Genomic DNA, 21,037 nt, shown 5'->3' with positions numbered 1-21,037 from the left:
TTTTGACATAAATACTTTCTCTGCCAGACCGATATTAACCATATCGATAAAAGAGCTATTTCTTTTATGCCCTATGTCAGTGGAGAGGACGCATGCTGAAGAATATGAAAATAGCCACTTGGCTGATGTTTATCCTGGTGTTACTGGGATTAATGCCGATGGGAACCAGTTCTATTGCTTTTTATTTTATCAATCAGAGCGGTCAAAGTATCCGTACTATGGGGATACTGTCGGAGGAGGAAGCCGCGCTTAACCGAAGCTGGCAGGCTCTGCTACAAACCCAGATGTTGATCGATAATCTGGTGCTTGGGTTAACGATAAACGCCGAACAGGCCGATGTTAAACAGGGTTTGGCAGAAGCGCGTAGTGAATTAAGCCTTGCCGAGCGTGAATTTGAGCTGTTTTTGGATATTCCAGGTGTGACTGCTGCCAGGCCGGAATTGGGTGAAACGATGAAGAAAATCTATTTGGCCCAGCAAAACGTATTGAAACGTGAAATGGTGCTGGTGGAAACCACCCCTGCGGCAGCATTACTTGATGCATTACGTCAATTAGGCGCAGAAAAACAACAGGCGCGGCAAAACCTGGATCGTCATTTCACAGACTATATGGCTATCACGCAAACTAATCACCGTGAAGCGCTCAGCAATGCGGAACGAAACCAACAACTGTTCATCCGTTTACTGGCAGGGACGTTGGTGGTGATTTCAATACTGTTTCTATGGGTCCATCGCGGTTTTCGCAACCGTTTGATACAGCCACTCCGGCAGGTGTCTGAGCATCTGCAAAAAATCGGCGGGGGCGATCTGCGTGAGGTAATTGAAGTCAAAAGTACCAATGAAATCGGCCAGCTTTTTGCCAGCCTGCAAAAAATGCAACACGAACTGACGGCAACGGTGCAGCAGGTTCGTGATGGTGTTGAATCCATTAATCTGGGTACGCAAGAGATCGCAGCGGGTAATACCGATCTTTCAAGCCGCACTGAGGAACAGGCCAGTGCTTTAACTGAAACCGCTGCCAGCATGGAACAGATCACGGCTACGGTGCAACAAAACGCGGATAACGCCAATCAGGCTTCCAGCATGATTAACCAAACAGCCAACATTGCCCGGGAAGGTGGCGAAATCATGGGCAACGTGGTCAGCAAAATGCAGGTGATCAGCAGTAGCGCACAGAAAGTGGGTGATATTATCAACGTTATTGACAGTATTGCTTTTCAAACCAACATACTGGCGTTGAATGCTGCGGTGGAGGCTGCGCGTGCAGGGGAGCAAGGGCGCGGTTTTGCCGTGGTGGCGGGCGAAGTGCGTAATCTGGCGCAGCGTTGTGCGCTGTCGGCGAAAGAGATCAGTACCCTGGTGAACGGCGTAGCCAGTGATATTGCAGAAGGTGTGCACCTGGTTGAAAAAGCAGGTAATACCATGGCAGATATTGTGAGCTCGGTGGATAAAGCAACGGTGATCATGGAAAATATTTCCTGTGCTTCTGAGGAGCAAAGTAAAGGAGTGGTGCAGGTTGGTATTGCCATTACCCAGATGGATCAGGTAACGCAACAGAATGCGGCGCTGGTGGAGCAAGTCGCGACCACGGCGGCCAGTGTCGAAGAACAGGCCATTGTGCTGGCCCAGGCGGTGTCGGTGTTCCAACTGTTGGGAAGCCGACTGTCGGCAGCAGCGCGCTCCACTCAATCCAAAGAAGCACTGGAAGCCGATTGGGTCTAACGCTGGTTTACTACAGCTATGCTTTAAGGTGGGTGACGATTTTGCGAACGCTGCCGTATTGTATTTAATGATATTTTTGCCGCTCAAACGGATTTACCGTGTACACTGATCCCCCATCAGTCGTCGCTTAAGGCATTGGCCAGATACCTGGGGTAATAGAATGCCTAAGCAATACACTTTTCGTGCTTTAAGCGGCTGGGAACTGCGGTACATCCTAGTGTGATATGCCGGTGTACTACCTGTTGTCTGTAATGGCAGGTACTTTGGGCAGAGCGATTTTCTGATAAGCGTTTGCGTAATTCTCAACGTCATATGGGGGAACAAGATGCGGATTAAAGCCTTACTGGGCCTATCGGCAGCGTTGCTGTTGGCAGGTTGCAGCAGCACCAATGAACTGACTGCGGCAGGTCAGCAGGTTAAATTCACTGATACCAAACCGGCGGCAGAATGCCAGTTGATGGGAGAGGTCACGGGTACTCAGAGCAATTGGTTCTCGGGTAACGGTGGCGAAGGCAGCTCCGTGCGTGGTGCTGCAAACGATCTGCGCAACAAGGCTGCGGCAATGGGCGGGAACGTCATTTACGGTGCAAACAGCCCAAGCCAGAATATGTTTTCAAGTTTTGCGCCACTCGACAGCAAAATGGTGGGGCAGGTTTATAAGTGCCCATAAGGCTGATTTCGTGGTTCGAGTAGTATAAAGAGGAAGGCTCCGGCATTCCTCTTTTTGCTTTTGCGTCGTGCATTAATCTGCCATCAGGCGCAGGTCTAACGGCGTTTTGCTTGGCTCACCGCCAATCTCTCGTGCTAATCGTGGTACCAGGTAGCCTGAAACCTTGCTCAACAGGCCTTTCATAATGAAACGTGCTTCATCGTCGCTAACCATAAAATGGGCGGCACCCTGTACTCTGTCCAGCACGTGAATGTAGTAGGGCAAAATCCCGGCATCAAACAGCGCATTGCTCAGCGTGGCTAGCGTATCAGCATGATCATTGATACCGCGTAATAACACGCTCTGATTTAGTAGAGTAACCCCGGCACTGCGTAGCTGTGCCATGCTGGTGCGCAGTTCCTGATCGATTTCATTGGCGTGGTTGATGTGTGTCACCATCAGTACCTGCAAACGCGATGCCGATAACCGCTGGCAAAGTTCGCGGGTAATACGGGCTGGAATCACCACGGGCAAGCGGGTATGAATGCGCAGGCGTTTCAGATGAGGGATGGTTTCCAACTCGTCAATCAGCCAACTCAGTTCGTGATCTTTGGCCATCAGCGGGTCACCACCAGAGAAAATAATCTCATCCAATTCAGGGTGCTGGCGGATATATTCCAGTGCCTGCTGCCAGTTTGCTTTGTTACCCTGATTGTCTTGATAAGGGAAATGGCGGCGGAAACAGTAACGGCAATTGACCGCACAGCCACCTTTGACTAACAGTAGTGCACGGTTGCGATACTTATGCAGCAAGCCCGGCACCACGCTGCGCTGTTCATCCAACGGATCGGTGGTGAATCCTGGGGTCTGGATAAATTCGTCGCTGCTGGTCAGTACTTGCAGCAGCAACGGATCGTTGGCATCACCAGGCTGCATGCGCGCGGCAAAGGCGCGGGGTACGCGCAGGGCAAACAGACGGCGAGCATCGCGCCCCTGGGGTAATTCCGGGTGCGTATTCAGTGCCAGAAGCTGGAGTAATTCATCAGGATCGGTAATAACATCGGCGAGTTGATGCAACCAACCTTCTCTATCCGCCGTGTTTCGGGTTACAATGTGTGCCATTTTTTGGCTAAGCTACCAGTTTAAATATTCAGAGGGCCATTATGGCGACTTATTCTAGCAACGATTTCCGTCCGGGTCTTAAAATCATGTTCGAGGGCGAACCTTACGCCGTCGAATCCAGCGAATTTGTAAAACCCGGCAAAGGCCAGGCTTTCGCCCGTGTAAAAATGCGCCGTTTGCTGACGGGCACCCGCGTCGAAAAAACTTTTAAATCTACCGACTCCGCTGAAGGCGCCGATGTGGTGGATATGAACCTGACTTACCTGTACAACGACGGTGAGTTCTACCACTTCATGAACAACGAAACCTTCGAGCAACTGGCCGCCGACGAGAAAGCGATTGGCGAGAATGCCAAGTGGATGCTGGATCAGGCTGAGTGCATTGTGACTCTGTGGAACGGCCAACCTATTGCTGTGACTCCGCCGAATTTCGTTGAGCTGGAAGTGGTTGAGACCGATCCAGGGCTGAAAGGTGATACCGCAGGTACCGGTGGTAAACCAGCAACACTGAGCACTGGTGCTGTGGTGAAAGTGCCACTGTTCGTGCAGATTGGTGAAGTGATTAAAGTCGACACCCGCTCTGGCGAATATGTTTCTCGCGTAAAATAATGTGAAGGGCAGACAAATAGTCTCCCTTGTACCTTGAGAAGCCACGGTCTGTGGCTTCTCGGATTTTCCCTCCCTCTTTTGTCTTTGTGCTTGCCACCAGGTAAACCATGCTGGTGCTACGGTAATAAATTCGCCTCAATAACCTAAAGCCACTTTTTTTCTTACGGTGCAAAAATTCTCTTGATTGTCACCATTTGGTGACTTAATGTTGTCACTATTCGGTGACAATTAGAGGGATTTAATTTCATGAAGAACGGCGATTCCTTTCAGCAGCAGAGGCGTGCTTGTATTCGTATTATTGGTGGTGGTGCTGTTATCGTATCGGCAGGTTTACTGACGGGTTGCCATTTTGAGGCTGAAAATGATGAGCAGGTACACTTTAAGGGGGAAGCCGACGGAGATTTACGCAAACATTTATTGAAAAAAGCGGCATTGGCTCCAAGCTCACATAATTTACAGCCTTGGCTGATTGATTTGCGCGGTTCAAAGGACAGCATGACACTCCGTGCTGATCCTGAACGCTTGCTGCCGGTGGCCGATCCTTATGCTAGAGAGACGCTGATTTCACTAGGATGTTTTTTGGAAGTGTTGTCCATGGCGGTACAAGCCAATGGCAACCAATGTGAGATAATCTTGTTCCCTGATGGGGATGAGCCACAATTGATGCCCATTGCGTCGGTTATCGCTTGGATACGCATAATCCCGCTGTCCCAACCCCCTTTACCGGACCCTCTGTTCTCAATGGTTGAGCAAAGGCGTACCAACCGGCGTCCTTACGAATTGCAACGTGCAGTATCAGAGGATATTTTGCGTGCGCTGCGGGGAGTGGCGAATACTCATGGCATCCATGCCGCAGGTTGTGTAGAACCTTCGTTAGTGAAAAAAATCAATCACCTGGCTGCCAATGCCTGGCGCACTGAAATGAGTAATAACGATGCCGTTTTGGAGTCTTTACGGCTCACCAGAGTGGGACGCAAGGAGATTGAGGCACACCGCGATGGTATTGCCGTTTCTGGTTTTCTGCCTGAAATGGCGGCTATTTTCGGTCTGTTTCCGCGCGATCGCGTCCCTGAACCGGATTCTGCTCTGATGCTCGATATGATAGCAACGGGGGAAGAACAAGCTCAGACTGCGGCGGGGTGGATATGGTTGTATAGCCAAGGGAACAGCTATGCGCAACAGATTGCCGTAGGGCGTGCCTTTGTGCGCCTGCAATTGGCCGCCGCACTTTATGGCATCGCTATGCAACCGATGTCCTACCTGCTTAGCGAAGCCCCGCAGATGCAGCCCCACCGGAAAGAGTTCTATGCCAAGGTTGGATTCGATCCGAACCAGTATCACCTTCAAATGCTGGTGCGGATCGGCTATGCCGCATCTGTTTCCGCTGCACCACGTCGCAGGCTCAACGATTTCATTCAGGAATAAATGATGGCAAAGCAAAATCACCCTGTGGTAACCAAGCGCGGGCGTAACCGCCAGCAAACAGAAACAGATATTTTGGCGGCTGTAGCGCGCGTTCTGGCGCGAGAGGGATTTACTGGCATCGGCGTGAATGCCATTGCGCATGAAGCCAATGTCGATAAGGTTTTGATTTACAGATACTTTGGTGGCCTGCCACAGTTACTGGAATCTTTTGGTCTGTCTGGGAATTTTTGGCCTTCAGTGGATCAGTTACTGGAAGGACTTGAGCTGGAACCCTTGCCTCCTGCGCAACGCTTACAACTATTTTTCGAGCGTTTTATTGATGTTCTACGCACCCGCCCGCTTACGTTGGAAATCCTGGCGATGGAAATCACCGCCCCTAACGAACTCACGGCAACATTGGATGCCGCGCGTGAGAAATGGGGGCAAGATCTCGCACAGCGCCTTGCCGGTGATCGACTCATCACATCGAACTGGAATATCAATATTTCTCTCTTGGTTGCTGGCATACAGTATTTGCTGCTGCGGGCGCGCAAGACCGCCGTTTTCAGTGGCATGGCTATTCAAGAGGATGATGGCTGGATGGAGATCAAAAAAAGCCTGGCTTGGTTGTGCGCGCGCATGGCTCATCAGGAAGAGGAATGAATCTTTTCTATATCTTAAGGGAATATGTAATGAAAGATTTAAAAGCCGCAATAATAAGTTCATTGTTGTTTATCCTCATGCTGACGGGGTGTGCCAAACTGCCAGAATCCTCCTATCACTCTGTTAAAGAGCAGGAAAACCTGAGAGTTATTCAGCAAGACCGCGCTTTGATTATGGCCGTTCACCCTGATTTTGACGTGGGCCAATATGATGGATTAATCCTCGGTGATGTCACGGTACGTAGCTCCACAGCCAACGATAAAAGAGAGATGAGTGAGTCTGCGGTATTGAATCAAGCACTGGCTCAACATTTGGCGTTACAGCTAAAAGGCTCACAAAATAAAGGGTTACGTATGGAGATTGAACTTTATGATATCCAGCCGGTTGACCCTACATTAAATGTGTTGTCAGCCATTGTCTTACTGGTTCCGCTGGATAGTGGTGCATTAACGATGAAAACCACCTTCCGCGATAACGCTGGGCAGGTTCAGGTCGTGCGTATTGAACGTATCAGTGGGAGCGTGCTGAATATCTCAGAAAGTTTTTCCCGCTATGGGAGGCTGAATGATGCATTGTCAGACTGGGCAAGGCAGTGGGGTAATTGGCCAGTGTGTATGGCCGATAAAACCGCCAAAACCTAGGCTGATGCGCCATATGAAACGCCCTTTTTAAAATGCTTTGGTATATAATCAGTTTCTTCACTCAGCCAGGTGGGACGACCCACCTGCGCGTCTGTAGTATGGGGACGACCCCACCTGTCCTGGAGCCTGTTCATGGCGTGGATTATTTTGATTTTTGCTGGCCTGCTTGAGGTCGTTTGGGCTGTTGGCCTGAAATATACGCATGGTTTTACCCGTTTGACCCCAAGTCTTATCACCATCGCAGCCATGGTGGTCAGTATGCTATTACTGGCTAACGCGATGAAAACATTGCCGGCTGGTACTGCTTACGCGGTATGGACCGGGATCGGGGCGGTAGGTGCTGCGGTGATGGGGATGCTGTTGCTTGGTGAATCGACCAATATTATGCGTATTCTCAGTTTATGTTTGATCGTCGCCGGTATTTTAGGGCTGAAATTCAGCAGTCACTGAAGTGGGGGATGATCAAGAATGAAATGGGCGGCCAACGGGCGCTGGCCGCCAGAGGTTTTACAAGGTTACGACGCCGATCAGCGTTACAACGCTGAGGATTGCTGCCAGGCCATAGAACACCCATTTGCCCGCAGGCACATGGATTTTCAGATCATGCATGGCATGATGGATGCGGTGCAGCCCACACCATAATGGCAGAATAATCATCAGCAGCAGGAACAGTCGGCCAATCAGACTCTGGCAAAACGCTAAAACGCGCTCATAGCCCAGCGCTTCTCCAGGGTACAGACCCAGGGGCAGCATAATACCCACCAGCAGCACAATAGCGGGTGCGACTATGGCCCCCCACATACCGCCTGCGCCAAATAATCCCCAGAAAACCGGCTCATCAGAGCGTTTAGGTGCTTGATTTATCATGTTTCCTCCGGGTTACAGTAGCGCGATGGCGAGAATGATCAGGGTGACGACCACCGTCACTGCCCACAGCGCCTTAACGATCGGCCCTGGCCCCATTTTCTCGCTGTTTACCACGATATTGGCGGCTTTGGGGGCCAGATCGAACCAGGTTTTGGTGTGCAATGCTGCTGCAATCAGAGCAATGAGGTTAATCAGCAGCACCAGTGGGTTTTGCAGGAAACCAACAAACCCAGCCCAGCTTTCAGGGCCCCCTTTCAGGGAAAAAACGCCATAAATCAGTACAATACTAAACCAGACGGCGGGCACGGATGTGCCTTCACGCAGCATGTAGAAACGGTAGAAACCGAGCTTTTGCCACCAGGTCGGCGTCATGGTGCGCACATAAGGCTTACGTTGTGTTGTCATTGCTGTCTGCTCTCCCTTATTGCGGTTTCAACATGGCGATCATAAAGTCCTTGGCACTGTCGACCTTGCCCTGCTGGATAGCAGCGGCCGGATCGACGTGTTTCGGGCAGACTTCAGAGCAGTAGCCAACAAAGGTACAGGACCAGACACCGTTCTGGCCGTTGAGCTGCGGCATACGCTGTTTCTTGCCGTGATCGCGGTTGTCCAGATTGTAACGGTGTGCCAGCGTGATTGCTGCCGGGCCGATAAATTCCGGGTTAAGACCAAACTGCGGGCAAGCGGCGTAGCACAGACCACAGTTGATACAGCCAGAGAACTGGTGATATTTCGCCATCTGGGCCGGAGTTTGTACGTTCGGGCCATCTTCCGGTTTGCGGTTGTTACCGATGATGTAGGGTTTAATGGCTTCCAGGCTTTCGATAAAGTGGGTCATGTCGACCACCAGATCGCGTTCGATGGGGAAGTTACCCAGTGCCTCAACCCTCATGCCTTCGGTATATTCACGCAGGAAGGTTTTACAGGCCAGTTTCGGTACCCGGTTGACCATCATGCCGCATGAACCGCAAATAGCCATACGGCAGGACCAGCGGTAGGAGAGGTCTGGCGCCAGGTTATCTTTGATATAACCTAATGCGTCCAGTAACGACGTTTGCTCATCGTAAGGCACGCTGTAGGTTTCGAAATGTGGCTCAGCATCCTGTTCTGGGTTGTAACGCATCACTTCGATTTTCAGGTTTTTCATCTCAGCCATTCGCCTGCTCCTTATCCTTTTTCTCCTGTGCTTCGGCTTCGGCACCGTAAACACGTTTGGCCGGTGGCAGTTTGGTTATCTTCACGTCGCTGTACTCCAGACGAGGTGCGCCATGTGGGTTATGGAACGCCAGCGTATGTTTCAGGAAGTTTACATCGTCACGTTCGGTACAACCTTCATCCAGGCGTTGGTGTGCACCGCGTGATTCTTTACGATTGAAGGCGGAATGTGCCATACATTCGGCCACGTCCAGGCCGTAACCCAGCTCAATGGTGTACAACAGATCGGTATTGAACACGTTGGTATTGTCGGTGATTTTGACGTGTTTGAAGCGCTCTTTTAGTTCCGCCAGTTTATCGATGGTTTTCTGCATCAGTTCCGGTGTGCGGTAGATGCCGCAACCTTCTTCCATCGACAGACCCATTTCGTCACGGATTTTCGCCCAACTCTCGTTGCCTTCCTGTTTCATCAGGTTGCTGAGGCGGTTTTCCACATCACGGCCCTGTGCATCAAGCACGCTGCCGTTGGCTGGGGTACTTTCCAGTGCGTAGCGTGCGGCATGTTCACCGGCTACGCGGCCAAAGACCACCAATTCTGCCAGAGAGTTAGATCCCAAGCGGTTCGCGCCATGCAGGCCAACCGAAGAACATTCACCGACGGCGAACAATCCCTTAATGCGCGTTTCGCAGTGCTGATCGGTTTCGATACCGCCCATGGTGTAGTGGGCGGTTGGGCGCACTGGGATAGGTTCTTTAACCGGATCAACGCCCACATAGGCTTTTGACAGTTCGCAGATGAACGGCAAGCGTTCCAGCAGTTTCTTCTCACCCAGATGGCGCAAATCCAGATACACCACGTCACCACGCGGTGTAGGGACTGTACGGCCTGCGCGCCATTCATGCCAGAAAGCCTGCGATACTTTGTCACGCGGGCCCAGCTCCATATATTTATTCTTGGGCTCGCCAAGCGGGGTTTCCGGGCCCATGCCGTAATCTTGCAGATAACGATAGCCGTCTTTGTTGACCAGAATACCGCCTTCACCACGGCAGCCTTCGGTCATCAGGATGCCAGAACCGGGCAAGCCGGTTGGGTGATACTGCACAAACTCCATGTCACGCAGTGGTACGCCATGGTGAAAAGCCATCCCCATGCCATCGCCGGTCACAATCCCACCGTTGGTGTTATAACGGTAAACGCGGCCTGCACCACCGGTTGCCATAATCACCGCGTTGGCGCGGATCTGCACGCGGGTGCCTTCCATCATATTCATCGCGACCAAACCACGCGCCTGGCCGCCATCCACCAGGATATCCAGCACAAAGTGCTCATCAAAGCGTTGTATCTGTGGATATTTCAGTGAGGTCTGGAACAGCGTATGCAGCATGTGGAAGCCGGTTTTATCGGCAGCAAACCAGGTGCGTTCAATCTTCATGCCGCCAAAGCGGCGCACGTTAACCGAACCATCCGGCCTGCGGCTCCATGGGCAGCCCCATTGCTCAAGCTGGGTCATTTCACGTGGGCAACTATGGACGAAGTGATCGACGACATCCTGTTCGCATAACCAATCGCCCCCGGCAACGGTGTCATGGAAGTGGTAGTCGTAGCTGTCGTGTGCTTGGGTGACGGCGGCGGAGCCTCCTTCAGCGGCTACCGTATGGCTGCGCATCGGGTAAACTTTTGATATCAGCGCGATTTTCAGTTGAGGGTTGGCTTCTGCTGCGGCGATTGCTGCTCGTAAGCCTGCTCCCCCGGCACCAATAATGGCTAGGTCGGCGTTAAAGGTTTGCACTGCATTCCTCCAATATTTTGGTTAAAACGAAAAATTAAATATCTATACTTAATATTTATAAGAGCTTTTTAGGTGTTGGTTGGTGGAGCAGGTCATGTTGATTAAACATTGAGGATAGATAACTCCTATCAAACATAGGGGTATCACTATACCTAAACTTATATAGCAGAAATTTGATGTGATCGATTGTTTTGCCTTTTAGGTATTGAGCGAGAGGCATTCCTGCAAAAATAACAGGCTGGCTCCCCTTTAACTTCTATTTGCCAGATTACTGGTGGTTTATAGGGTTAATCAGTTTCCCATGATTTTAAAAGGCACAGCACGGTAGCTAAGAGTTTGTTCGTATAGCAGTCTGCGGGTAGACTGCATCTCTTGTTTGATTTCGGAGTAATGACCATGAGCGAAACGGCAAGCTGGCAGCCAAGTGCCCCTATCGCCAATTTATTGAAACGCGCCGCGATCTTAGCTGAAATCCGGCGCTTCTTTGCCGATCGTGGCGTATTGGAAGTTGAAACGCCAGCGTTGAGCCAGGCGACAGTGACCGATATCCACCTGTTCCCATTTCAGACGCATTTTGTTGGTCCTGGGGCCGCAGACGGCTTAACGTTGTACATGATGACCAGCCCAGAATACCACATGAAACGCCTGTTAGCGGCGGGAAGCGGCCCGATTTACCAACTGGGGCGCAGTTTCCGTAACGAAGAGGCGGGTAGGCATCACAATCCTGAATTTACCATGCTGGAGTGGTATCGGCTGCACTATGATATGTACCGCCTGATGAATGAAGTGGACGATCTGTTACAGCAGGTGTTGGATTGCGACAGCGCCGAAACGTTATCCTACCAGCAGGCATTCTTGCGCCACTTGGATATCGATCCGCTTTCTGCGGAAAAAGCACAATTGCGTGAAGCGGCGGCCAAGCTTGATTTGAGCAATATCGCAGATGCCGAAGAAGATCGTGATACCTTGCTGCAATTGTTGTTTAGCGCAGGGGTAGAGCCACATATCGGCCGTGACAGACCCGCGTTTGTATACCATTTCCCGGCTTCCCAGGCTTCACTGGCGGAAATCAGCACCGAGGATCACCGCGTGGCGGAGCGTTTCGAGGTTTATTTCAAAGGCATTGAGCTGGCGAACGGCTTCCGTGAACTGACCGACAGTAACGAGCAACGGCAGCGCTTTGAGCAGGATAACCGTAAACGCGCTGCACGTGGTTTGCCGTTGCACCCAATTGACAGCAAGCTGTTGGATGCGCTGCAACACGGCATGCCAGAGTGTGCGGGCGTCGCGCTGGGGGTTGATCGCCTGGTGATGCTGGCGCTGGGAGCAGAAAGCCTGAACGATGTGATTGCATTCTCGTTTGGCCGTGCTTGATATCTTTGCGAAGAAAAAAGGGTTTGGCATTTGCCAAACCCTTTTAGCGTTTATAAACCCCCTGATTCGCGCCGGTGTTTTGGCGCAGGGGTTGAAGGTGGCGTGCGGCCATTATTGGTGATCCGCGACAGGGTTTCAGAGCGTACCTGGAACGGCGGATACGGCAGAGTAATGCCGTGCTCGCGATAACCCGCCAGAATCAACTGGTGGATCTCATGGCGTATTGGCATACGGTGGCCCATTTCAGCGGCGTAGATACGCAATTCGAATATCTGAATACCTTGTTGTAGATCAACCAGATACACTTCCGGTGCCGGGGTATCCAGTACCAGCGTGCAGCGTTCGGCGGCATGAGTAAGAATCTGTGTCACCTCTTCACTGTTGGCTTCTGCGGGTGCTGGTACGGTGAGCACTACACGGGTCAACGTATCCGACAACGACCAGTTGATAAATTGCTCAGTGATAAATGCCTTGTTGGGCACGATGATCTCTTTACGATCCCAGTCCGAAATCGTCGTGGCGCGGGTATTGATCTTGGTCACGTTGCCAGTAAGGTTACGGATCGTCACGGTATCGCCAATGCGGATCGGTTTTTCAAACAGAATGATCAGGCCAGAGATAAAGTTGGAAAAGATCTCCTGCATCCCGAAGCCCAAACCCACGCTGAGCGCGGTCACAACCCATTGCAGTTTCGACCATTCAATGCCGATCCAGGCGAAGCTGAGGATCGCACCAAACAGCAGCAACAGGTATTTGGTAATGGTGGTAATCGCGTAGCTGGTACCGGGGGTTAAATCCAGGTGCTGCAAAATGGCCAGTTCCAACAGGGCTGGCAGGTTACGCACTAACTGCATCGTCACGATCAATACCAGAATGGCGATCAGTAATGCGCCCATAGTGATGGGTTGGACGACGTCAACCCCGTTTACCCTTGAAGTGACATCCCACAGCGTAATATTTTCCAGAAAGCCAAAAGCGGAATGGATCTCAGACCACAGGGCAATGACCGAAACCAGCGCGATCATGGTCAGGATCGATCGTACCAGCCGCAAAGATTGTGCACTGATCACATCAAGATCGATCTCAGTGTCATCGATCTCCACGGAGCCTTCCGTGCTATTAGGGGTATGCGGTGTATCTTCTTCGCCCTTGGCACGCTGGGCCAGAATATCGGCGCGGCGTTGTTTGGCGCGGTCAAAAGCAATACGCCGGCGCTGAATCAGCATCCAACGGTGAATAATATGGTACACCACCAACATCAGGAACCAGATGGCGACCGAGGTTTCCAGCCTTGCCAACAATTTCTGCGAGGTTGTCAGGTAACCCATCGTTGAAGCCAGTGCGGCAACCAGGGGGGCTGAAAGCAATAAACCCCAAAGCGCGGTATTGATCAGGTTAGCGCCTGAACCGTTCTTATCCAGATACAGTGGGATACCGGCACGTTTCAGGCTGTTAGTGACCAGACTCAATGCCAGGCACAGCAAAATGAAACACAGGCGGCCGAGAGTATTGGAAAACTCGCGATCGTCAAGGTTGTCAAAAGTGATCAGCGCCATAATCAGCGGCACTATCAGCCAGATCGACATTTTGTAATAACGCATGGCGCGGGAAACCTGCTGCACCGGCCAGCGGAAATGCACAATAAACAACCCTTGCGGATGAGCGAAGGCTGCGCTGATCATGCAGATCCACAATACTGGCAGGGTGGCGGTGACACCATCGCCAATCGCTACGGCTACCGGGTAGGGCCAAGCGTTTTGCAAACCAAAACCCAGCGCGGCCCACAGCACCGGCAGGGGTAATGCCACCAGAATCGACCAGAACACGGTGCGCAACGTCAGGGTAAATTCATCCTGCGTGACTTTACCCACCCGGCTGCTGGCACGTGCCAGAAATGCATGGTAGTGCTTGCGTGAACTGATGCTGAAAATCACCAGCAACAAGGCCCCGAAAATCGGCATCAGCGTTTCCCGGCTGGTGACCATCATTATGAAGGCGTTGCTGAGCTGTGTCAGGGTATCCAGCGACAGCATGCGGGTCAGATCTTGTGCCACATTCAGTGGATAAGACAGGGTGATCGGGCTGATGTCAGGCACCCAGAACAGATAGCGGTGGGTGGCGTCGCGGATTTCATTTAGCGCCTCAACCAATTGGGTGTTGGCGACTTTCAGCTTGGTCAGTTCAAGAATTTGGGTATCACAGCCGGAAAGCAGTGAATTGAGCAGATCGCGCTGAGTGCGGATCTGGGCATCAACAATGCGTTGCTGGGCGGTGGTCAGCGGAGAACCGTCATCCTGTTTAAGTTCTTTGGCCTGTTGCGACAGATTTTCTAATTGGCTTTCGAAACGCAGGCGTTGTACGCGCAGTTCGGCCATCGCGCTGTCTAGCTGCTGCGGCTTTGGCATATCTGGCAGCGTGGCGATCTGTGCCCGGAGCGTTTCTCCCAAGGCAGAAGAAGCACCCAACCATTGTGCCTGCTCGATAATGGTACTCAGTGCCTGGCGTACTTGCAGGGTTTGCGCAGCGGCCTGGCGTTGCTGAGAAGAAATTAAATCCATCTGTTGCGCCTGATTGTTCAGGGCAGTAGAAAGTTCGCGGTTTATTTGCAACTGCTGATTAATGCTTTTTGGCAAATCGCTGTTCTGCTCTGCCAACTGTTCGGTTTTTTCCAACGCGCGTTCGGCTTCGCGCTGGCGTTGGCTGTTCAGGTTGTTCCGCAATGCCTGTAATTGAGCATCAATCTTTTCGTGGCGCGTTTTATACACATCGGCGCGCATCCGCGCCAGTTCCTGGCGATTGTTGGCCGAAAGCTGTGCCAACTCGAGCTCATCCACTTTGGCCTTGCGAGCCGCTGCTTCTGTTTGCAGCAAGGCCAGTTGCGCCAGTGTCAAAGGTGTGGTTTGGGCGTTGCTTTGTGCTTGCAAACGACGCTGTACTTCTGTCAACGCGCGGCGGGCTTCGGTCTGCTGTTGCGGTAATTGGCTTAGTGAATCGCTGATTTCACGCGAACGCTCTTGCTCCTGTTGCAACAGGCGCGATTGTTCCAGCAGTTGGCTGCTGGTTTGCAGAATCAGTTGTTCCAGATCGTTTGCTGGCAGGTTGTCACCATTCGGCAAAGTTTTGGCTTCCTCAGTACTCAGTTGGCGGCGCAAATCCTGCGCCATCTTGGGAAAGCCATCGATGACCTTTTGGTACTGTTCGGCAGTATTCTTCGACTGCTTGCGTTCGGCAAGCCAGTTAAGGGCGTTTTGCAACGCCTCAACCGTTTCCACCTGATTGGGTGCGTTTTTGTTGTCCTCAGCCTGTTTCAAATCCTGCCTGAGCTGTGACTCGCTGGGTAGGGTGACGGCCAAGACCGGTTGAATCAGTAATATACTGAGCAATAACGTGATAATCAGGCGCACAACGTCAATTCCTTCAGGTTTGCGGCGTGGCAGCTGCGTTTGGCACAGCGGCAATTTCAGCAAAAGCGGCTCCCATACGAGTGATGGTGCCATTGTGCAACTGTGGAGCGAATTGCACGCTGCCCGGCGTGAACAGGTTGATCACCGTGGAACCAAGCTTAAAGCGGCCCATTTCTTCACCTTTTGCCAACTCAATAGCATCGGCCATCCCTTCGGCTGGGTAAGTCCAACGTTTGATAATACCTTCACGCGGCGGCGTGACGGTGCCTGCCCAAACGGTTTCAATGCTGCCAACAATAGTGGCACCGACCAGGATCTGCACCATCGGGCCGATAGCCGTATCAAACACACAAATAACGCGTTCGTTACGGGCAAACAGGTTGGGGACGTTAGCCGCGGTCAGTGGGTTTACCGAGAACAGATCGCCAGGGACGTAGATCATTTCACGTAAGGTACCGTCGCAGGGCATATGAACACGATGGTAGTCGCTTGGAGCCAGATAGGTGGTGGCGAACAGGCCGTTACGGAATAACTCAGCCAACAGATAGTTGCCTGCCAGCAGCGCTTCAAGGCTGTAATGATGGCCTTTGGCCTGGAAAATCTGATCGCCATGAATGGGGCCAAGCTGGCTGATGGCCCCATCGGCGGGGAGTGTCAGCACATGAGGCTCTGCCAGGATTGGACGTGCGCCTTCACGCAGGGGGCGAACGAAAAACTCATTGAACGTTGCGTAAGAGGCTAAATCCGGGTTCTGTGCTTCCTGCATATTCACGCGGTAATAGCGAGCAAAGGCTTTGACCACCAGGCGGGTCAAGCCACCAGCCTGTTTCTCTGCCCCCCAACCTGCGAGACGGGTCAACGCCAATTTTGGCAGCCAATACTGTAGTTTAATTTTGATGCTGTCTAGCACGTTAACCTCATGAAAGAGTATTCCCTGGTTTTTCAAGCCGCAGTGCCATGAGCTGCCTTTGACTCGAAATTCACCGGGTGTGATCAGTGATCCGTTTCCGGGAAGTTTTTGCGGGTTTTTACCTGCGACATACTTTCCAGAATACGATGGTAATTATTGAAACGTTCTGCCGCTATGGCCCCACTTTCCATGGCTGCGCGGATGGCGCAGCCCGGATCGGTATCATGGCGGCAGTCGCGGAATTTGCAGCCCCCCAGATAATGACGGAATTCGACATAGGCACGGGTAATTTGTTCCGGCTCCAAATGCCACAGGCCGAACTCACGCACCCCAGGAGAATCAATCACGTCCCCACCATGCTGGAAGTGATACAGCCGTGCCGCCGTGGTGGTATGTTGCCCGAGGCCGGAAACATCGGAAACCTCATTTACCAGAATTTGCTTTTCTGTTGGCGGCAAGAGGGCGTTCAGCAGGCTGGATTTACCAACGCCGGACTGCCCGGCAAAAATGCTGATACGGCCCGCCAGCGCCTGCTCAAAGGCTGCCATTCCTTCGCGGGTTCGGCTGGAAACCTCCAAAACGCGGTAACCGATGCGGCGATAGATAGCCATCATGCCGTCAACCCGTTTACGGGCCTCAGCGTCCAGCAAATCTATTTTGTTGAGCACGATCAATGGTTCAACTTCCAGCGTTTCACAGGCCACCAGATAACGATCAATCATATTGAGTGAAAGTTCAGGCAAGATCGCCGAGACGATCACAATCTGATCGATATTGGCGGCAATTGGTTTCACGCCGTCGTAGAAGTCGGGGCGGTTCAGTACTGAGGTGCGTTCATGCACGGCTTCAACAATGCCTTTAACTCCGTCATGTGTGCCTATGCCGGGGCGCCATACCACGCGATCGCCGGTTACCAGCGAACGCAGAGTGCGGCGGATGTTGCAACGATGCTGGGTGCCGTCTGCGGCTTCAACGTCGGCATGCATGCCGAAACGGCTGATGACGATCCCCTCTTGTGGTTCGCCCAGTTGGGAATCATCCAGTTCCGGTTTGTTATCAGTGCGTTTAAGGCGACGCTGATGGTTTGCCTGCACGCGGCGCTGTTGACCTTTGGACAGTTTGTTCTTACTCACTGCGCCTCACTTGAATCGGTTTTTATACCCGTTGTCTTTCACATAGTTGCCTTGCTATAGGATGAAATCTATCGGGTATATCGCTCAGGGTGACCAAAAAGACTATGATACACGCTATTTTATATTAAATAACCGTTGTTAGCCGCCACTGGCTGTGGGTTTGCCCACGCTTGGTTTATCTTTCGGCTTTTATGCAGGAATTATCATGACAGGAAACGAAAATAACCTGATTTGGATCGATCTGGAGATGACCGGGTTAGATCCTGAACGCGATCGCATTATTGAGATCGCGACGCTGGTGACGGACGCCAATCTGAATATCCTTGCTGAAGGGCCAGTGATCGCTGTACATCAACTTGATGAACAACTTGCCTTGATGGATGACTGGAACGTGCGTACCCACAGCGGCAGTGGGTTGGTGGAGCGGGTGAAAGCCAGCCAGTTTGATGAGCGGGCTGCCGAACTGGCCACTATTGCGTTTCTACAGGAGTGGGTGCCAGCCGGAAAGTCGCCAATTTGTGGTAATAGTGTTGGCCAAGATCGCCGTTTCCTGTTCCGCTATATGCCGCTGCTGGAGGCTTACTTCCACTATCGTTATCTTGATGTCAGCACGTTAAAAGAACTGGCGCGCCGTTGGAAGCCCGGGATTCTGCCGGGTTTCAAGAAACAGGGGACTCATCAGGCGCTGGACGATATCCGTGAGTCAGTGGCGGAATTGGCGTATTACCGTGAGCATTTCATCCAGCTTTAAAGGGGGATGATGCCCTCTGAGCGCCAGGCCGGTGATAAATTCACCGCTTTGGCGTTTAAAACAGCAATCAAACAAAATTCATGTTTTTTTGCTTTCAGGGGCTTGCGGCAGAAAGGATTTCTCGTATAATGCGCACCCCGTACCGATGAAGAATTTCATAAGATTTGGCTATCGATACGCCGGGCGGGAATAGCTCAGTTGGTAGAGCACGACCTTGCCAAGGTCGGGGTCGCGAGTTCGAGTCTCGTTTCCCGCTCCAAATTCAAGTTTATGATTGAATTTGCTTGATAAATAAGAAATAGCGTCAACGTCATACCCATACGATGCGGGAATAGCTCAGTTGGTAGAGCACGACCTTGCCAAGGTCGGGGTCGCGAGTTCGAGTCTCGTTTCCCGCTCCAATTCCTAGTATTTAGACATCCACTACGTTCTAAATACACACAAAAAATCAAAGCGTTACGCGATTTTCCAGTCCAAAGATATCCAGCGATATCCCATTAAAGCCGAACGCAACAAGTACACCTTTAAGTACATCGGCCTGATCCAATAAGTACATCCATACCTTTCTGTATTGCCAGTCTGAGCGACTTTAAAATACGCTGTGCCAAACCCCAGACCACCCCCTACAGCCTCAAAGACGGAAGAGGACTGTCATTACGCATCGAACCCGCCGGCGGCAAACTCTGGCACTTCCGCTTCTACTGGCAGGGCAAACAACAACGCATCTCCTTTGGCACCTACCCCGACATCAATCTCAACACCGCCCGTCAGCGCCGTGACGATGCCCGGGTCATGCTTGCCAACGGTATCGACCCCAGAACATACAACCTGACCTCTGAAACACAAACCACCCCCAGCATCACCTTTGGCGAATTCGTTGACCACTGGAAAACCCTCAAACTCAAAAAACTCGGCCCTGACCTCAAAAACCGCCAAAGCACCCGCATCCAGAGCGAACGCTACCTGCGTAAAGACCTCCTGCCCGGATTAGGTCACCTCCCACTGACCGACATCACCCAAAAAGAAATCCTCACCACCCTTCGACACATCGAAAACCGTGGATGTAGTGGTCAACTAATTTTGGCCACATGACCTGACTGTTCGTAGAACAGTCGCTCAGATTCATTTGGCGTTAGACCGCCGTTATACCATTGGGGGCGAAGAACACTGTAGTAACCCGTGATGTAGCGGATTATGGATGATTGTGCTTCTGCCAGATCCCCGTAGCCTGTCGTCGGTACCCATTCACTCTTCAGACTCCGGAAGAACCGCTCCATCGGGCTGTTATCCCAGCAGTTACCCTTGCGGCTTGCACTCTGTGTTATCCGATAGCGCCACAGCAGTTGGCAGAACTTACGGCTGGTATAGTGGCTACCCTGCTCACTATGGAACATCACCCCCTCAGGGCGACCACGTAGTTCCCAAGCCATCTGGAGAGCCTTGGCAGTCAGTACTGTATCTGGCGAGTACGACATCGCCCAACCTACTGGTTTACGAGCGAACAAGTCCAGAACTACCGCCAGATAGGCCCAGCATTTGCCCGTCCAGATATAGGTCACGTCGCCACACCAGACCTGGTTCGGCGCTGTCACTGCGAACTGGCGGTCGAGAAGATGGGGTATCTCAACGTGTTCGTTGCTCCCGCGCTTGTGTTTGTGAGCGGGTATCTGGCAACTGGCGATACCCAGCTCTTTCATCAGCTTACCGGCCAACCAGCGGCTCATTTTGACATTGTGCCTGGCTGTGACGATGGTCGCGGTCGCGATACTCCGGGCACCGGCGGAGCCGCCGCTGGTATTCCAGACCTCTCTGACCTGGCTGCGCTTAATGATGCGTTCAGCGTCAGGTTCATCAGTTCGGCCCCGCCAGTGCCTGTAGCTGCTGCGATGAACCGCAAAAATCTGGCACAACGTTTTTACCGGATACAGCGCCCTCATCGTGTCGATTATCGTGAGCTGTTGAGGGAGTCCGACATGAAGAGAGCTGTAGCCTTTTTTAATATATCGTTCTCCATTTCAAGACGTTGCACTCGTTTTTTCATCTCTCTGAGCTCAATTTGCTCTGGCGTCAGAGGCAGCCCTGGCGGCGTTTTCCCTTACGCTCCATACGAAGCGACTTTACCCATCGGTTGATGGCCGACAGACTGACGTTCATCGCCTTCGCCGCTTCTGAATAAGTGTAATTCTGGTCGAGAACCAGCTTTGCAGTCTCGAGTTTAAATTCAGCAGTAAATACTTTACTCATTGGTTCACCTGTAAGAGTTTGAGGTGAGCATAACACCTCAACTTAGGTGGACAAATTCAGTGTGCCACTACACCCCCGCATCCGGGAGAGGCGCTGCGCCTGGATGTGTTGCCTGCACTTGGGCTGAGTATCACCGCACTGGCGGCACATCTGGGGTATTCGCGGGGGCAGTTGTCGACGGTGCTCAATGGTCGGGCGGCGATCAGCGCGGATCTGGCGGTGCGGTTGGAGTTGGCAGGGCTGGGGCAGGCACGTCAGTATCTGGCAGAGCAGGGGGCGTATGACCTGTGGCAGGCCAGACAGCGCGAACATCCGACCATCACACGATTAGTTCAAATTATATGAACCAACCTTTTCTCGTTGAATTTCTTTGTCTCTATGTTTAGGTGGCCAAATTCAGTATGCCACTACATAGGTTGAGCTTGTTAGAAGAGAACGTTTGAAGCAAAATTATCTGTAATGTCAACCGTATCTCGTTTTGTGGCGGCTAATAGGAGATATTGTTGCAACATGAAGGTTTGAAAATTTTGGATATGACAATGATATCAATATGTTGCTCTAAAGTTTCAATGAAACCTATGGGCAGTCTTATGTACTACGA

At 51.9% G+C, this 21,037-nt stretch carries 19 protein-coding genes, 2 tRNA genes and 1 pseudogene; 13 read left to right on the top strand and 9 right to left on the bottom strand.

Going from position 1 to position 21,037, the window contains the following annotated elements; all coding sequences use genetic code 11:
• The first annotated feature begins 92 nt into the window (after positions 1-92).
• Together Z042_RS01645 and Z042_RS01640 are read left to right on the top strand one after the other, a co-directional pair.
• Complete coding sequence (locus Z042_RS01645; RefSeq protein ID WP_024910562.1) at positions 93-1,721, top strand: methyl-accepting chemotaxis protein; 1,629 nt, start codon at positions 93-95, stop codon at positions 1,719-1,721.
• A gap of 325 nt (positions 1,722-2,046) precedes the next feature.
• Positions 2,047-2,391 (top strand): DUF4156 domain-containing protein, encoded by a 345-nt coding sequence (locus Z042_RS01640; RefSeq protein ID WP_024910563.1) that lies wholly within the window; start codon positions 2,047-2,049, stop codon positions 2,389-2,391.
• Between the two features lie 72 nt (positions 2,392-2,463).
• Here Z042_RS01640 and epmB read toward each other — a convergent pair whose 3' ends face one another.
• Positions 2,464-3,492 carry an EF-P beta-lysylation protein EpmB gene (gene epmB / locus Z042_RS01635; protein ID WP_024910564.1) on the bottom strand — a complete coding sequence of 343 codons (1,029 nt, stop codon included), beginning with the start codon at positions 3,490-3,492 and terminating at the stop codon, positions 2,464-2,466.
• A gap of 41 nt (positions 3,493-3,533) precedes the next feature.
• On the opposite strand from epmB, the gene efp reads away from it, so the two are divergent.
• The 5 genes from efp to sugE all read left to right on the top strand — a co-directional run bounded on the left by efp (position 3,534) and on the right by sugE (position 7,258).
• Positions 3,534-4,100, top strand: coding sequence for an elongation factor P (gene efp / locus Z042_RS01630; protein WP_024910565.1), 567 nt, complete (start codon positions 3,534-3,536; stop codon positions 4,098-4,100).
• A 246-nt stretch (positions 4,101-4,346) separates the two neighbouring features.
• Positions 4,347-5,525, top strand: a complete 1,179-nt coding sequence (locus Z042_RS01625; protein WP_024910566.1) for an Acg family FMN-binding oxidoreductase — start codon at positions 4,347-4,349, stop codon at positions 5,523-5,525.
• Entirely contained in the window at positions 5,526-6,167 is a 642-nt protein-coding gene (locus Z042_RS01620) for a TetR/AcrR family transcriptional regulator (RefSeq protein WP_024910567.1), read from the top strand.
• A gap of 29 nt (positions 6,168-6,196) precedes the next feature.
• Positions 6,197-6,808 (top strand): DUF3313 family protein, encoded by a 612-nt coding sequence (locus Z042_RS01615; RefSeq protein WP_024910568.1) that lies wholly within the window; start codon positions 6,197-6,199, stop codon positions 6,806-6,808.
• Between the two features lie 132 nt (positions 6,809-6,940).
• Complete coding sequence (gene sugE / locus Z042_RS01610) at positions 6,941-7,258, top strand: quaternary ammonium compound efflux SMR transporter SugE (protein ID WP_024910569.1); 318 nt, start codon at positions 6,941-6,943, stop codon at positions 7,256-7,258.
• 57 nt (positions 7,259-7,315) lie between these two features.
• Here sugE and frdD read toward each other — a convergent pair whose 3' ends face one another.
• From frdD to frdA, 4 genes are read right to left on the bottom strand one after another with little or no spacing between them, the layout of a single operon-like run.
• Positions 7,316-7,675, bottom strand: a complete 360-nt coding sequence (gene frdD, locus Z042_RS01605) for a fumarate reductase subunit FrdD (protein WP_024910570.1) — start codon at positions 7,673-7,675, stop codon at positions 7,316-7,318.
• 12 nt (positions 7,676-7,687) lie between these two features.
• Positions 7,688-8,080 (bottom strand): fumarate reductase subunit FrdC, encoded by a 393-nt coding sequence (frdC, locus tag Z042_RS01600; protein WP_024910571.1) that lies wholly within the window; start codon positions 8,078-8,080, stop codon positions 7,688-7,690.
• A gap of 16 nt (positions 8,081-8,096) precedes the next feature.
• Positions 8,097-8,831: a succinate dehydrogenase/fumarate reductase iron-sulfur subunit gene (locus Z042_RS01595; RefSeq protein ID WP_024910572.1), complete on the bottom strand. Its 735-nt coding sequence runs from the start codon at positions 8,829-8,831 to the stop codon at positions 8,097-8,099.
• Positions 8,824-10,620 carry a fumarate reductase (quinol) flavoprotein subunit gene (frdA, locus tag Z042_RS01590; protein WP_024910573.1) on the bottom strand — a complete coding sequence of 599 codons (1,797 nt, stop codon included), beginning with the start codon at positions 10,618-10,620 and terminating at the stop codon, positions 8,824-8,826. Before frdA ends, Z042_RS01595 begins: the two co-directional genes overlap by 8 nt.
• A 396-nt stretch (positions 10,621-11,016) precedes the next feature.
• Here frdA and epmA point away from each other — a divergent pair, with 396 nt between their 5' ends.
• Positions 11,017-11,994, top strand: a complete 978-nt coding sequence (epmA, locus tag Z042_RS01585) for an elongation factor P--(R)-beta-lysine ligase (RefSeq protein ID WP_024910574.1) — start codon at positions 11,017-11,019, stop codon at positions 11,992-11,994.
• A gap of 50 nt (positions 11,995-12,044) precedes the next feature.
• Here epmA and mscM read toward each other — a convergent pair whose 3' ends face one another.
• The 3 genes from mscM to rsgA all read right to left on the bottom strand — a co-directional run bounded on the left by mscM (position 12,045) and on the right by rsgA (position 17,441).
• Positions 12,045-15,398 (bottom strand): miniconductance mechanosensitive channel MscM, encoded by a 3,354-nt coding sequence (gene mscM, locus Z042_RS01580; protein WP_024910575.1) that lies wholly within the window; start codon positions 15,396-15,398, stop codon positions 12,045-12,047.
• Positions 15,399-15,411: 13 nt separating this feature from the next.
• Entirely contained in the window at positions 15,412-16,308 is an 897-nt protein-coding gene (asd, locus tag Z042_RS01575; RefSeq protein ID WP_024910576.1) for an archaetidylserine decarboxylase, read from the bottom strand.
• Positions 16,309-16,391: 83 nt separating this feature from the next.
• Positions 16,392-17,441 carry a small ribosomal subunit biogenesis GTPase RsgA gene (gene rsgA, locus Z042_RS01570; RefSeq protein WP_024910577.1) on the bottom strand — a complete coding sequence of 350 codons (1,050 nt, stop codon included), beginning with the start codon at positions 17,439-17,441 and terminating at the stop codon, positions 16,392-16,394.
• 205 nt (positions 17,442-17,646) lie between these two features.
• On the opposite strand from rsgA, the gene orn reads away from it, so the two are divergent.
• The 4 genes from orn to Z042_RS26790 all read left to right on the top strand — a co-directional run bounded on the left by orn (position 17,647) and on the right by Z042_RS26790 (position 19,284).
• A complete protein-coding gene (gene orn, locus Z042_RS01565) occupies positions 17,647-18,192 on the top strand; it encodes an oligoribonuclease (RefSeq protein WP_024910578.1) in 546 nt (181 codons plus the stop codon).
• A 183-nt stretch (positions 18,193-18,375) separates the two neighbouring features.
• A tRNA-Gly gene (locus Z042_RS01560) sits at positions 18,376-18,451 on the top strand.
• A 66-nt stretch (positions 18,452-18,517) separates the two neighbouring features.
• Positions 18,518-18,593 (top strand) — tRNA-Gly (locus tag Z042_RS01555).
• Between the two features lie 145 nt (positions 18,594-18,738).
• Positions 18,739-19,284, top strand: a complete 546-nt coding sequence (locus Z042_RS26790; protein ID WP_081758395.1) for an integrase arm-type DNA-binding domain-containing protein — start codon at positions 18,739-18,741, stop codon at positions 19,282-19,284.
• Here the strand turns inward: Z042_RS26790 and Z042_RS01545 are convergent.
• Positions 19,263-20,436, bottom strand: a pseudogene (locus Z042_RS01545) (IS3 family transposase). The gene Z042_RS26790 and the pseudogene Z042_RS01545 overlap by 22 nt on opposite strands.
• A gap of 105 nt (positions 20,437-20,541) precedes the next feature.
• Between Z042_RS01545 and Z042_RS01535 the strand changes: the two are divergent.
• Positions 20,542-20,781 (top strand): HigA family addiction module antitoxin, encoded by a 240-nt coding sequence (locus Z042_RS01535; RefSeq protein WP_024910581.1) that lies wholly within the window; start codon positions 20,542-20,544, stop codon positions 20,779-20,781.
• Positions 20,782-21,037 lie beyond the last annotated feature (256 nt).

The sequence above is a fragment of the Chania multitudinisentens RB-25 genome (assembly GCF_000520015.2).
Classification (GTDB): Bacteria; Pseudomonadota; Gammaproteobacteria; order Enterobacterales; family Enterobacteriaceae; genus Chania; species Chania multitudinisentens.
Note: the sequence above shows the minus strand (reverse complement) of the source record. Positions and strands in the feature narration are given on the sequence as shown.

Bases quoted from the DNA above. Each gene is read 5' to 3' on its own strand.
- Z042_RS01645 (WP_024910562.1), top strand. From the start codon at position 93: ATGCTGAAGAATATGAAAATAGCCACTTGGCTGATGTTTATCCTGGTG.
- Z042_RS01640 (WP_024910563.1), top strand. From the start codon at position 2,047: ATGCGGATTAAAGCCTTACTGGGCCTATCGGCAGCGTTGCTGTTGGCA.
- epmB (WP_024910564.1), bottom strand. From the start codon at position 3,492: ATGGCACACATTGTAACCCGAAACACGGCGGATAGAGAAGGTTGGTTG.
- efp (WP_024910565.1), top strand. From the start codon at position 3,534: ATGGCGACTTATTCTAGCAACGATTTCCGTCCGGGTCTTAAAATCATG.
- Z042_RS01625 (WP_024910566.1), top strand. From the start codon at position 4,347: ATGAAGAACGGCGATTCCTTTCAGCAGCAGAGGCGTGCTTGTATTCGT.
- Z042_RS01620 (WP_024910567.1), top strand. From the start codon at position 5,526: ATGATGGCAAAGCAAAATCACCCTGTGGTAACCAAGCGCGGGCGTAAC.
- Z042_RS01615 (WP_024910568.1), top strand. From the start codon at position 6,197: ATGAAAGATTTAAAAGCCGCAATAATAAGTTCATTGTTGTTTATCCTC.
- sugE (WP_024910569.1), top strand. From the start codon at position 6,941: ATGGCGTGGATTATTTTGATTTTTGCTGGCCTGCTTGAGGTCGTTTGG.
- frdD (WP_024910570.1), bottom strand. From the start codon at position 7,675: ATGATAAATCAAGCACCTAAACGCTCTGATGAGCCGGTTTTCTGGGGA.
- frdC (WP_024910571.1), bottom strand. From the start codon at position 8,080: ATGACAACACAACGTAAGCCTTATGTGCGCACCATGACGCCGACCTGG.
- Z042_RS01595 (WP_024910572.1), bottom strand. From the start codon at position 8,831: ATGGCTGAGATGAAAAACCTGAAAATCGAAGTGATGCGTTACAACCCA.
- epmA (WP_024910574.1), top strand. From the start codon at position 11,017: ATGAGCGAAACGGCAAGCTGGCAGCCAAGTGCCCCTATCGCCAATTTA.
- orn (WP_024910578.1), top strand. From the start codon at position 17,647: ATGACAGGAAACGAAAATAACCTGATTTGGATCGATCTGGAGATGACC.